Genomic DNA, 12,011 nt, shown 5'->3' with positions numbered 1-12,011 from the left:
GTTCTTAAAACCGGTCCCGCAGGTCCGGCAGGGGAACGATGCGGACCCCTTTGGCCTCCAGGGTGCGGCGCAGGTTGCCGGCCATGGCGACGGCGCTCGGCTCGTCGCCGTGGACGCAGACGGAATGGACAGTGCAGGGGATGCGCGTGCCGGTGACCGACAGGATCACGCCCTCCTCCAGCATGCGCAGGACGTTGGCGGCCGCCACGTCCGGGTCATGGACCATCGCACCCGGCTGGCCGCGCGGCACGAGGTTGCCGTTGTCGTCGTAGGCGCGGTCCGCGAAGACCTCCTCCGCCGTGGGCAGGCCCAGCGTCCGCCCGGCCCGCGCCATTTCCGACCCGGCGGTGGCGAGATAGATCAGGTTGGGATCGACGCCCTTGATCGCGCGACCGATCGCCAGAGCCAGCCCCTCGTCCACCGCCGCCATGTTGTTCAGCGCACCATGCGCCTTCACATGGGTGACCGAACCGCCGGCGGTGGCGGCGATGCCCATCAGCGCGCCGATCTGATAGGCGACCATCGCCTCGACCTCCGCCGCCGACATCCGCAGGGGGCGGCGCCCGAACCCCTGAAGGTCGGGGTAGGAAGGGTGGGCGCCCAGGCTGACGCCCTTCGCCACCGCGTTCCGAACGGTCCGCGTCATCACCAGCGGGTCGCCCGCATGGAAGCCGCAGGCGATGTTGGCGGACGCGACGATGCCGAGCATGGAGTCGTCGTCGCCGATGTCGTACGCGCCGAAGCCTTCGCCCAGGTCGGCGTTCAGGTTCACGGTGATGGTCATGGTGCCCTCCCGCACATCTCTTCTCGGTTCAGGATGTCGCCGTTGCCGTTGACGATGTCGACGACCCCGGACACGAGGTTTTCCGCGTAGAGCGCCACCAGATCGACGCCGCCCGCCGGGCGCACGGGGCGGATGGCACGGACCCAGGCGGCGATGGTCTGTTCCTGGCGCCGCCGGATGGCCTCCGCCTCCTCCACCGTGACGGCGCGGAAGCTCAGGGCTCCGCCGGGGCTCAGCCGGCTGACGCGGGGCAGGTCGGCTGAGATCACCGTGGCGATCTTGGCGTAGCCGCCCGCCGTCTGGTGGTCGTTCAGCAGAAGGATCGGCTGGCCGTTGCCCGGCACCTGGATCGAGCCTGTGACCAGCCCGTCCGACGGGATGTCCGCGGAGCCGACGTGGGCGAGCGTCGGCCCGTCGAGCCGCAGGCCCATGCGGTCGGCGTCCTTGCCGACGCGGTAGGTCGCTGACAGGAAGGTCTCCACCGCCGCTGCCGTGAAACGGTCCTCCTGCGGGCCGAGGACCACCCGCACCGGCCCGCCGCCGTAGTCCGGCGGCTCCGGCAACTCCACGTCGGCGCCCGGCGGGGCGTCGTTGCGGTTGAGCGGCAGGCGCGTCCCGTCACCCAGCGGCTTGCCGCCGAGCGGCCCGATGCCGGCGCGCACGTAGGTGGACAGACTGCCCAGGAAGGGCTCCAGCGCGAATCCGCCGGCCACCGCCAGATAGGCGACCGCCGCCCCGCTGACGGCGCCCAGCTTCAGCACGTCGCCGCGCGCCAGCGTGTGGCTGCGGTGGGATTCCAGCGGTTGGGGCGATTGCCCCTCGCGCTCCAGGCTCAGCGCCATAGGGCCGACGACGGCAACCCGGACTCCGTCGGCCTCCACCTTCAGGGCAGGGCCGAGCAGGGCGATCTCCACCCCCGCCGTGCCCGGCGGGTTGCCGACCAGCGCGTTGGCGAGGCGCAGGGCGATGGGGTCGAGCGCGCCGGCCACCGGCATGCCGAGTTCCTGATGGCCGAAGCGGCCAAGGTCCTGGATGGTGGCGAACAGCCCCGTCCGGACGACGGTGAGGCAGGGCGTGCTCATGGCGCGGCCCTCAGCGTGTCGGGATCGAAGCGGCCGGCGGCGGTCTCGGCCGACAGGGCGTCGAAGCGGGCGCGGTCCACCGCCTCGAACCGCACCCGGTCGCCCGCCGCCAGCAAGACCGGCGAGGGGCGGGCGCCGTCGTAGAGCGGCACCGGGCAGCGCCCGATCAGGTGCCAGCCGCCGGGACTCTCCCACGGATAGACCGTGGTCAGCCGCCCGGCGGTGGCGACGGAGCCCGCCGGCACGCGGACCCGCGGCTCGCTTCGGCGCGGCCTCTCCAGCTCCGCCGGCAGATCGCCCATATAGGCGAAGCCCGGCATGAAGCCCAGCATGTAGACGAAGTACTCGGTCGATCCGTGGAGGTCGATCAGCCGCTCCGCCGACAGGCCGAGCGAGGCGGACAGCTCTGCGAGGTCCGGTCCCAACTCCGCGTCGTAGCAGACAGGCAGGCGCCACAGGCTGCCTTCGGCCGGCGCGTCCCCGGCGTGGGCCAGTTCCGCCTCGACCGCAGCCTGGACCTCCCGGCGGCTGGTCACCGCCGGGTCATAGACGACCTGGAGCGAGCGGAAGGTCGGCACCGTCTCCACCAGACCCGGCGGCGCGGCGGTCTTCAGCCGGGCGTGCAGGGCCATGACGCGGGCGTTGGTCGGGCGGTCGATGCCGTCGCCGAACTCCACGTTGAAGGCCGTGTCGCCCGCTGTGGTGAAACGGACGTCCATGATGCCGCTCCTCACCCGATCATCAGCGAGGGCAGCCACGACACCATGCCCGGGAAGATCCAGAGCAGGGCCACCATGACGATCATCATCAGGAAGAAGGGCAGGCTGGCCTTGGCGATGGTGAAGATGTTCTTGCCCGTCATCGATTGCAGGACGAACAGGTTGAAGCCCACCGGCGGGGTGATCTGGGCCATCTCCACCACGATGATGATGTAGATGCCGAACCACAGCAGGTCGATCCCGGCGTTCTGCACCATCGGCAGGATGACCGAGGTGGTCAGCACGACCATCGAGATGCCGTCGAGGAAGCAGCCCATCACGATGAAGAACAGCGTCAGCACCACCAGCAGCGACGCGGTGGTGAGCTGCATGGAGGTGATCCATTCCGCCAGCAGGCGCGGAATGCCGGTGTAGCCCATGGCCACCGTCAGGAAGGCCGCCCCAGCCAGGATGAAGCCGATCATGCAGGAGGTGTGGGCCGCGCCCATCACGCTGTCGCGGAAGGTCGCCCAGCTCATCGTGCCGGTGACCAGCGCCAGCAGCAGCGATCCCAGGACGCCGATGCCCGCGGCCTCGGTCGGCGTGGCGATGCCCGCGTAGATGGAGCCGAGCACGCCGGCGATCAGCAGCATGACGGGGATCAGCGACCCGGTGTCGCGGATCTTCTCCATGAGGCTTTGGCGCGCCTCCCGCGGCGGCACGCGGTCGGGATTGAGCAGGGACCAGCCACCCACATAGAGCATGAACAAGCCGGTCAGCACGATCCCGGGGATGACGCCGGCGATGAACAGCCGGGCGATCGACACGTCCGCCGCCACGCCGTAAACGATCATGATGATCGAGGGCGGAATCAGCAGGCCCAGCGTGCCGGCGCCGGCCAGCGAGCCGACGATCATCATCGGGTCGTAGCCGCGACGGGTCAGTTCCGGAATGGTCATCCGCCCGATGGTCGCGGCGGTCGCGGCGGAGGAACCGGAGACGGCGGCGAAGATCGTGCAGCCGACGATGTTGACGTGCATCAGCCGCCCAGGCAGCCAGCCCGTCCAGGGCGCCAGTCCTTTGAACATGTCCGACGAGATTCGCGTTCGGAACAGGATCTCGCCCATCCAGATGAACAGGGGCAGGGCGGTCAGGGTCCAGCTCGTGCTGGCGCCCCAGATGTTGGTCGCCATGACCATGCCGACGGGACGTGTGGTGAACAGCGCCATGGCGACGAAGCCGACGCCGGCGAGCGCCAGCGCCACCCAGATGCCGGTCCCCAGCATCAGGAGCATCGTCACCACGACGACGATGGAAGCGGTCGTCTGGTCCATCGGTCAGCCCTCGCTCTGCATGCCGGCGCTTTGGTAGGACGCCTCGCGCCCCTGGATCACCGCCAGCAGGTCGTCGAGGAAGGCGATCACGAGAATCACCAGCCCGACGCCCATGGCGGCCTGCGGAATCCACAGCGGGATGGGCAGCACGCCCTGTCCCAGATCGCCGAAATCATAGGAATCGTAGGTCATGCGCAGCCAGTACCACGCGAAGTAGCCGCTCAGCGCCGTGCCGAAGCCGAGGCAGAGCAGCTCCACGGCACGACGGGGGCCGCCGCGCAGCCGGTCGACCAAGACGCCGACGCGGATGTGCGCGCCGCGGCGCAGCGCCGGACCCAGCATGAGGAAGAAGGAGGCGGCCATGCAGTAGCCGGCCAGTTCGTCGGCTCCCGGCACCATGCGGTTGGCCAGCCGGGCGAAGACCTGGGACACGATCAGCACGGCGATCAGCACCAGGAACACCGCGCCCAGGATCTCAGCGGCGCGGTAAAGGAAGGTCAATGCGGTGCGCATGGCGCGACCACCTCCGGGTAGGGCGGGCGGGGAGTTGTTTTCTTGGGAGAGTGTATGGCCCCCTCCCTAACCCTCCCCCGCTTCGCAGGGGAGGGGATCAATCTCCCTCTCCCGCGAAGCGGGGGAGAGCCGGGGAGGGGGCAGACGCCGCTTACTTCCGGAACGCCGAAATGATCGCCTCGCCATCGGCGCCGGCGGCCTTGGTCCACTCGTCGGTCATCGTCTTGCCGATGGCGGCGAAGCCGTCCTTGATCGCCGGGGACGGGGTCAGCACCTTCATTCCGTTGCCGGACAGCGTCTGGTTCAGCTCCGCCGTCTTCTTCTCCCACTCGGTCCAGCCGGTGGCCTCGGCCTTGGCGGCGGCCTGCTCGACGGCCTTCTTCGTGGCGTCGTCCAGGCCCTTCCAGACCTCGGTGCTGACGAACACCATGTTGCGCGGCAGCCAAGCCTGCACGTCGTAATAGACGTTCACGAAGTCCCACGCCTTGGTGTCCACGCCGGTGGCGGCGGAGGTCATCATCGCGGTGACGATGCCGGTGCCGAAGGCCTGCGACACCTCGGCGGCCTCGATCTTGGTCGGCACGGCGCCGGCCAGTTCGGCGATGCGGGTGGTGGCCGGGTTGTAGGCGCGGAACTTCTGCCCCTTCAGGTCGGCGACGGAGCTGATTTCCTGCTTCACGTAGAGGCCCTGCGGCGGCCACGGGATCGAGTAGAGAAGCTTCAGGCGCTGACGCTCCAGCTTCTTCTCCAGATAGGGCTTCGACGCCTCGTAAAGCTTCTTCGAGGCGGCGAAGTCGGTCGCCAGGAAGGGCACGGAATCGAGGCCGTAGAGCGGATCCTCGTTCGCCCAGGAGCTGATGAGGACCTCGCCGATCTGCGCTTGGCCGGACTGGACGGCGCGCTTGATCTCCGGATGCTTGACCAGCGAGCCGTTGGAATGGACGGTGATCTGGATCTTGCCGTTGGTCGCCGCCTTCACATCCTCGGCGAACTGGCGCACCGTGATGGTGTGCAGGTTCGTGTCGGGATAGGGGGTCGGCATGTCCCAGGTCTCGGCGAAGGCCGCGACCGGTGTGGCGCAAAGGCCGATGCCGAAGGCGGCGGCGGCGAGGCGGGTCCGCAGGGTGATCGCGGTCATGTGATGAAGCTCCCTGTTCTTATCTGAAGAGTTGCGCGACCGAAGGGGACACGCCCTCCAGCTCGGCGTTCAGCCGGTCGGTGACCAGCATGTGGCCGGGGCTGTGGGCGATGGCGAAGGGCAGGCGGGCGGCGGCGAGCGCCACCTGGGGGGTGACCCCGCAGGCCCAGAAGACGGGAACCTCGCCGGGGGCGAGCGGAACGGCGTCGCCGAACTCCGGCTGCGACAGGTCGCGGATGCCGAGTGCGGCCGGGTCGCCGATGTGCACCGGCGCGCCATGGACGGCGGCGTAGCGCCCGGTCACCGCGGCGGCGCGTTCGGCCTGCGCGGGCGTCATCGGGCGCATCGACACCACCATGTGGCCGGCGAAGGGCGGGACGGCCACGCAGTCCCGGTCGGTCACGTACATCGGCACGTTGCAGCCGCGCTCGATGTGGCGGACCGGCAGGCCGGCGGCGAGCAGCGCCTCCTCGAAGGAGAAGGAGCAGCCGATGGCGAAGGCGACCAGATCGTCGCGCCAGACGGACAGCAGGTCCTCAGGCTCCTCCGCCAGCCGGCCGTCGCGGTAGACTCGGTAGCGCGGGAAGTCGGTGCGCAGGTCGAGGTCCGCGCCCAGCTCCGCGAAGCGGTGATCGCCGGGCTGCGACACGGCGAGCAGCGGGCAGGGAACGGGGTTGGCGCGGCAGAACCGCTCGAAGGCGGGAGCCACATCGGCGGGAACGATGGCGAGGTTCGCCTGCACATGGCCCGGCGCCAGTCCGGCGGTCGGTCCGCGATGCTCCCCCCGGCGGATTGCCAGTCGGGCCAGCAGGGCGGCGGACGCGGCATCGGGCGGAAACGGGGTGCTTGGGGTCACGGACTGCATGGCGGGCAAAACCTCGGTGACCGAACTGTTGTGCCCTAAGGGTTCACGCATCCGTCCGATCCGTCAAATTTTCATTTTGGATCGTTTGCGATAAACGGCGTTTATCGGTTGGCGCCCCATGCCGCTGCCCCCGCACAATTTCCAAGGCCATGTCCGCGACGATGGGCACCAGCGGGTTGTCGCTGTCCACCGGGTGGCAGATGGTGAAGTCGAGGTCGGGCAGCGGGTCTTCCGCCGGAATCAGCCGCAGCAACCCTTCCGCCAGTTCACGCTCGATCACGGCGGGCGGGATGGCGCTGATGCCGATGCCGTCCAGGGTCATCCGCACGATGCTGGCGAGCGAGCTGTTGCCGTAGAAGCGCAGCGGCGGCAGGCCGGGCCGCTTGAACATCTGCTGGATGGCCACCGACGGCTTGGTCTGCCGGGAAAAGGTGATGACCGGGTAGCGCGCCAGATCGGCCAGCCCGAGCCGTCCGGCGGGCAGGTCGAGCGACGGGCTGGCCACCCAGGCCATGGGGTAGCTGCTCAGCGCCTCGTTGCGCATGTCCGGCTCCGCCACCGGCCCCAGCATGAAGGCGATGTCCAGGTCGTGCGCCAGCAGCCCGTTGCGCAGGTGGATGGAGGTGTCGACCTCGATCTCCAGGCTGACCAGCGGGAAGCGGTTGTGCAGCCGTTCGATCAGGCGGCTCAGCCAGGTGTGGACGATGGTTTCCGCGACCCCCAGCCGGATCAGCCCGCGCAGGGTCGTGGATTCGGCGACCGCGTGGACCAGCTCGGCCTGCAGCGTCAGCATCCGCTCGGCGTGGTCCAGCAGTTCCATGCCCTTCAGCGTCAGGGTCACCCGCCGCGTGCCGCGGTTGAACAGCTGAACGCCCAACTCCTTTTCCAGCTGGGCGATGCGGGCGGAGATGGCCGGCTGGGTGGTGTTCAGCCGCCCCGCCGCGGCGCGGAAACCGCCCAAACGGGCGATCCACACGAAGGCTTCCAAGTTCTTTAGGTCCAGCATCGCCAAATCGCTCCGCAGCCCATACCCGCTGTTACAGTCTGTTACCAAATGGCTGTAGGATGGACATTAACCTGCAAAGCCTCTCCTGCGATAATGGGCCGCATTGCCTTATGGCGGGATGGTGCGCTCCGGCCGGACCGGGCAGCCCTACCGGGAGTTCGATGTGACGAAACGCATAGCGCTGTTTGCGCTCCTGCTGGCCGCGCTGATGGGCGGCGGTTACTGGTACACGCACCGGGCGGGCGGGGCCGACGCGCAGACGGCGAAGGCCGCCGCCCCGGCCGGACCACGCGCCCTCCCGGTGGTCATCCGCACGGTCGAGCAGCGCCCGGTGCCGGAGCGGCTGGGCACCATCGGCTCGGTCCAGCCGGTGGCCGCCATCGCCATCAAGGCGCGCGTCGATTCGGTCGTCGAGACGGTCCATTTCACCGAGGGACAGGAGGTGAAGGCCGGCGACCTGCTGTTCACCCTCGACTCCCGCGCGCTGGAGGCGCAGCTCCGTCAGGCCCAGGCCAATCTGGAGCGCGACCGCGCCAACCTCGACAAGGCGCGCGGCGACGTGAAGCGGTACGAGCAGCTCGTCCGCTCCAACACCGTGGCCCGTCAGCAGTACGACGCGGCGGTGGCCGCCGCCGACGCGCTGGAGGCCACGGTGAAGGCCGGGCAGGCGGCCATCGAGGCGGCCAAGGTCTCGCTCAGCTTCACCCGCATCACCGCCCCCATGGACGGGCGCACCGGTGCGGTGAACGCCAAGCCCGGCACCATGGTCCGCGCGGCGGACGCCACGCCGCTGGTCACGCTGACCCAGCTCCGCCCGATCACCGTCGCCTTCAACGTGCCGGAACGCCATCTCCCGACCATCCGCGCGGCGATGGAGACGAGCAAGCTGGCGGTCACCGCCGGCATTCCCGGCGCTGCCGTGCCGCCCGCCGAGGGCGTGCTGAATTTCGTGGACAGCCAAGTCGACCAGCAGACCGGCACGATCCTGGTCAAGGGCCAGTTCGAAAACGCCGACACGCGGCTGTGGCCCGGCCAGTTCGTCGATGTCGTTCTGACCCTGCGGGTCGAGCCACAGGCCCTGACGCTGCCGGAGGAGGCGGTGCAGACCGGCCAGCAGGGCCGCTTCGTCTATGTGGTCAAGCCCGACGACACGGTCGAGATCCGCAACGTCACCGTGGCGCGCAGCCAGGAGGGCATCGCCGTCATCGCCGACGGGGTGCAGGCCGGTGAGCGCGTGGTGGTCGACGGTCAGTCCCGCCTGTATCCCGGCGCCAAGGTCGCCGCCGCCAAGAACGGCGGCAAGGAGGGCGCCAACGGCAAGGCTCCGCTCACCGGAGGCGCGTCATGACCCTCTCGGAGCTGTGCATCCGCCGTCCGGTGATGACCATCCTGCTGACGGCGGCGCTGGTTCTGGGGGGGCTCGCGGCCTACCGGCAACTGCCCGTCGCGGCGCTGCCGCGGGTGGATTTCCCGGTCATCAACGTTTCCGCCACGCTGCCCGGCGCCAGCCCGGAAACCATGGCGGCCTCGGTTGCCAGCCCGCTGGAGCGCGAATTCTCGACCATCGCCGGCATCGACACGATCACCTCGACGTCGAGCCTCGGCAACACCTCGATCACCATCCAGTTCGTCCTGGAGCGCGACATCGACGCCGCCGCGCAGGACGTGCAGGCGGCCATCGCCCGCACCCAGCGCCGCCTGCCGGCGGAGATGACCACCGCGCCCAGCTACCGCAAGGTGAACCCGGCCGACCAGCCGGTGCTGATGCTGGCGCTCTCGTCGCCGACGCTGACGCTGTCGGCGCTGAACGATTTCGCGGAGACCGCGGTCCAGCCCAAGGTCGCCACCCTGCCGGGCGTTGCCCAGGTGCAGATCTACGGCGCGCAGAAATACGCCGTGCGCGTTCAGGTCGACCCCAACGCGCTGGCCGTGCGCGGCATCGGCATCGACGAGCTTCAGCGGTCGCTGGCCGCCGCCAACGCCAACACGCCGGTCGGCACGCTGTCCGGCGCCAAGCAGCAGCTCGTCCTCGCCGCCAACCCGCAGCTTCCTGACGCCGAGGCCTTCCGCGGCCTGATCGTCGCCTACCGCAATGGCGCCCCGGTCCGGCTGGGCGACGTGGCGAACGTGCTGGACAGCGTCGAGAACGCCCGCACGGCGAGCTGGCACAACGGCACCCGCGCCATCGTCATGGCCGTGCAGCGCCAGCCCGACGCCAACACGGTGGACGTGGTGGACCGGGTGCGCAACCTGCTGCCCAGCTTCCGCGCGCAGCTTCCGCCCAGCGCCAAGGTCGAGGTGGTGAACGACCGCTCCACCTCGATCCGCGAAGCGGTGGAGGACGTGCAGTTCACGCTGGGCCTGACCATCGCGCTGGTCGTGCTGGTCATCTTCCTGTTTCTGCGCCGTCTGACGGCGACGATGATCCCGGCGCTGACCGTTCCGATCTCGCTGATCGCGACGGCGGGCGGGATGCATCTGATGGGCTTCTCCATCGACAACATTTCGCTGATGGCGCTGACGCTGGCGGTCGGCCTCGTCGTTGACGACGCCATCGTGATGATGGAGAACATCGTCCGCTACGTCGAAGAGGGGATGCAGCCCTTCGAGGCGGCGCTCAAGGGCTCGCGGGAGATCGGCTTCACCATCATCTCCATCACCGTGTCGCTGGTGGCCGTCTTCATCCCGATCCTGCTGATGGGCGGGGTGGTCGGGCGCGTCTTCCACGAGTTCGCGCTGGTGGTGACCATGGCGATCAGCGCCTCGGCCTTCGTGGCGCTGACGCTGACGCCGATGATGTGCGCCCGCATGCTGACCCACGAACCGCATGGCGCCAAGGAGGGCTGGTTCGGCCGCGTCCTGGAGGGCGGGTTCAGCGCGCTGCACCGCGGCTACGCCGTGACCCTGCGGCTGGCGCTGAGGCACCGCCCGGTGATGGGGCTGGTCATGATCGCGACGGTGGTCGGCTCCGCCCTGCTATTCCAGGCGATCCCCAAGGGCTTCTTCCCGACCGAGGACATCGGCCAGATCACCGTCTCGACGGAGGCCGCCCCCGACATCTCCTTCCCGGCCATGGCGGAGCGGCAGCAGGAGGTGGCGCGGATCATCAAGGCCCATCCGGCGGTGGCTGACATGACCTCGTCGGTCGCCATCGGCGGCAATTCGGTCAACACAGGCCGCATGTTCGTCGTGCTGAAGCCGCGCGCCGAGCGGCCTCCGGCGGGCGAGGTGATCCAGCAGCTCCGCCGCCAGCTCGCCGGCATTCCCGGCATGGCGGTCTACATGCAGCCGGTGCAGAATCTGCGCATCGGCGGCCGTTCGTCCAAGAACGAGTTCCAGTACACGATCCAGGGCCTGAACACGGAGGAGCTGTACGCCTGGTCCGCAAGGCTGGAGCGGGCGATGCACGACATTCCGATCCTGCAGGACGTGACCAGCGACCTCCAGCTCAACAGCCCGCAGGCCTATGTGCATGTGGATCGGGAGAAGGCGGCGACGCTGGGGATCGGGGTCGATCAGGTGCGCTCCACTCTCTACAGCGCCTTCGGCCAGCGACAGGTCTCGACGATCTACACGCCGACCAACGACTATCAGGTGCTGATCGAGCTGGCGCCGAAGTACCAGCAGGACGACAACGCGCTGTCGCGAATCTATGTGCGGTCGGGCTCCGGCAAGCTGGTTCCTCTGGACGCCTTCGCCAGCGTGCAGCGCACCGCCGGGCCGCTGACGGTCAACCATCAGGGCCAGCTTCCCGCCGTCACCCTGTCCTTCAACGTGGCGCCCGGCCATTCGCTGGGCGAGGCGGTGAACGCCGTCCGGCAGGCGGAGATGGAGATGGCCCTGCCGCCGGGCATCACCACCGGCTTCGCCGGCACCGCCCAGGTGTTCGAGGATGCGCAGAAGAGCCAGGGGCTGCTGCTGCTCGCCGCGGTTCTGGTGATCTACATCGTGCTCGGCGTCCTGTACGAGAGCTTCATCCACCCGCTGACCATCCTGTCCGGCCTGCCGTCCGCGGCCATCGGGGCGCTGGCGACGCTGATGGTGTTCGGGCAGGAGCTGAGCGTCATCGCGATCATCGGCATCCTGATGCTGATCGGCATCGTGAAGAAGAACGCGATCATGATGATCGACTTCGCCATCGACGCGCAGCGCAACCAGGGCATGACCGCGCGCGAGGCGATCGAGCAGGCCTGCCTGCTGCGCTTCCGCCCGATCATGATGACGACAATGGCGGCGATCATGGGAACCTTGCCCATCGCCGTCGCCCATGGCGCCGCCGCGGAACTGCGCCAGCCGCTCGGCCTCGCGGTGGTCGGCGGCCTGTGCGTGTCGCAGATTCTGACGCTCTACATCACGCCGGTACTGTTTCTCTACATGGAGGACGCCGGCAACGCCGTCTCCCGCCTGTGGAAGCGCCGTCACGGCGCCGCCCCGGAGGCGCCGCACCCGGTGCCGGGCGCGGAGTAAGAGCTTCACATGGTTGTTTTCCCTCTCCCCTCCGGGGAGAGGGTTAGGGTGAGGGGGCTGCGCGTGGCGATGCGTTCGGCAAAAGCGCAACCCCCTCACCGGCCCTTTGGGCCACCCTCTCCCC

At 69.1% G+C, this 12,011-nt stretch carries 10 protein-coding genes; 2 read left to right on the top strand and 8 right to left on the bottom strand.

Annotated elements, in window-relative coordinates:
• Positions 1-4 precede the first annotated feature (4 nt).
• The 8 genes from ACWPN7_RS05260 to ACWPN7_RS05225 all read right to left on the bottom strand — a co-directional run bounded on the left by ACWPN7_RS05260 (position 5) and on the right by ACWPN7_RS05225 (position 7,420).
• On the bottom strand, positions 5-784 hold the full coding sequence (locus tag ACWPN7_RS05260; RefSeq protein ID WP_040135406.1) for a LamB/YcsF family protein: 780 nt from the start codon (positions 782-784) through the stop codon (positions 5-7).
• Positions 781-1,866: a 5-oxoprolinase subunit C family protein gene (locus ACWPN7_RS05255; RefSeq protein WP_459196803.1), complete on the bottom strand. Its 1,086-nt coding sequence runs from the start codon at positions 1,864-1,866 to the stop codon at positions 781-783. The genes ACWPN7_RS05260 and ACWPN7_RS05255 overlap by 4 nt, the downstream gene beginning before the upstream one ends.
• Positions 1,863-2,585, bottom strand: a complete 723-nt coding sequence (gene pxpB, locus ACWPN7_RS05250; RefSeq protein ID WP_459196802.1) for a 5-oxoprolinase subunit PxpB — start codon at positions 2,583-2,585, stop codon at positions 1,863-1,865. Before pxpB ends, ACWPN7_RS05255 begins: the two co-directional genes overlap by 4 nt.
• Before the next feature lie 11 nt (positions 2,586-2,596).
• Complete coding sequence (locus ACWPN7_RS05245; protein WP_014197104.1) at positions 2,597-3,898, bottom strand: TRAP transporter large permease; 1,302 nt, start codon at positions 3,896-3,898, stop codon at positions 2,597-2,599.
• A 3-nt stretch (positions 3,899-3,901) separates the two neighbouring features.
• Positions 3,902-4,411 (bottom strand): TRAP transporter small permease, encoded by a 510-nt coding sequence (locus ACWPN7_RS05240; protein ID WP_040134079.1) that lies wholly within the window; start codon positions 4,409-4,411, stop codon positions 3,902-3,904.
• A gap of 151 nt (positions 4,412-4,562) precedes the next feature.
• Positions 4,563-5,549: a TRAP transporter substrate-binding protein gene (locus ACWPN7_RS05235; RefSeq protein WP_137116344.1), complete on the bottom strand. Its 987-nt coding sequence runs from the start codon at positions 5,547-5,549 to the stop codon at positions 4,563-4,565.
• Between the two features lie 19 nt (positions 5,550-5,568).
• A complete protein-coding gene (locus ACWPN7_RS05230; RefSeq protein WP_459196800.1) occupies positions 5,569-6,414 on the bottom strand; it encodes a putative hydro-lyase in 846 nt (281 codons plus the stop codon).
• Between the two features lie 43 nt (positions 6,415-6,457).
• Positions 6,458-7,420, bottom strand: a complete 963-nt coding sequence (locus tag ACWPN7_RS05225; RefSeq protein ID WP_040134081.1) for a LysR family transcriptional regulator — start codon at positions 7,418-7,420, stop codon at positions 6,458-6,460.
• 163 nt (positions 7,421-7,583) lie between these two features.
• On the opposite strand from ACWPN7_RS05225, the gene ACWPN7_RS05220 reads away from it, so the two are divergent.
• Positions 7,584-8,768, top strand: a complete 1,185-nt coding sequence (locus ACWPN7_RS05220; RefSeq protein WP_459196799.1) for an efflux RND transporter periplasmic adaptor subunit — start codon at positions 7,584-7,586, stop codon at positions 8,766-8,768.
• Positions 8,765-11,887, top strand: coding sequence for an efflux RND transporter permease subunit (locus tag ACWPN7_RS05215; RefSeq protein WP_459196798.1), 3,123 nt, complete (start codon positions 8,765-8,767; stop codon positions 11,885-11,887). The genes ACWPN7_RS05220 and ACWPN7_RS05215 overlap by 4 nt, the downstream gene beginning before the upstream one ends.
• The last annotated feature ends 124 nt before the right edge of the window (positions 11,888-12,011 follow it).

The organism is Azospirillum sp. UENF 312511, assembly GCF_058780635.1.
This window is presented reverse-complemented; position numbering and strand designations above follow the sequence as displayed.

What these genes read in the sequence shown, in the direction of transcription:
- ACWPN7_RS05255 (WP_459196803.1), bottom strand. Translation starts at nt 1,866, where the DNA reads ATGAGCACGCCCTGCCTCACCGTCGTCCGGACGGGGCTGTTCGCCACC.
- pxpB (WP_459196802.1), bottom strand. Translation starts at nt 2,585, where the DNA reads ATGGACGTCCGTTTCACCACAGCGGGCGACACGGCCTTCAACGTGGAG.
- ACWPN7_RS05215 (WP_459196798.1), top strand. Translation starts at nt 8,765, where the DNA reads ATGACCCTCTCGGAGCTGTGCATCCGCCGTCCGGTGATGACCATCCTG.
- ACWPN7_RS05230 (WP_459196800.1), bottom strand. Translation starts at nt 6,414, where the DNA reads ATGCAGTCCGTGACCCCAAGCACCCCGTTTCCGCCCGATGCCGCGTCC.
- ACWPN7_RS05240 (WP_040134079.1), bottom strand. Translation starts at nt 4,411, where the DNA reads ATGCGCACCGCATTGACCTTCCTTTACCGCGCCGCTGAGATCCTGGGC.
- ACWPN7_RS05245 (WP_014197104.1), bottom strand. Translation starts at nt 3,898, where the DNA reads ATGGACCAGACGACCGCTTCCATCGTCGTCGTGGTGACGATGCTCCTG.
- ACWPN7_RS05225 (WP_040134081.1), bottom strand. Translation starts at nt 7,420, where the DNA reads ATGCTGGACCTAAAGAACTTGGAAGCCTTCGTGTGGATCGCCCGTTTG.
- ACWPN7_RS05235 (WP_137116344.1), bottom strand. Translation starts at nt 5,549, where the DNA reads ATGACCGCGATCACCCTGCGGACCCGCCTCGCCGCCGCCGCCTTCGGC.
- ACWPN7_RS05260 (WP_040135406.1), bottom strand. Translation starts at nt 784, where the DNA reads ATGACCATCACCGTGAACCTGAACGCCGACCTGGGCGAAGGCTTCGGC.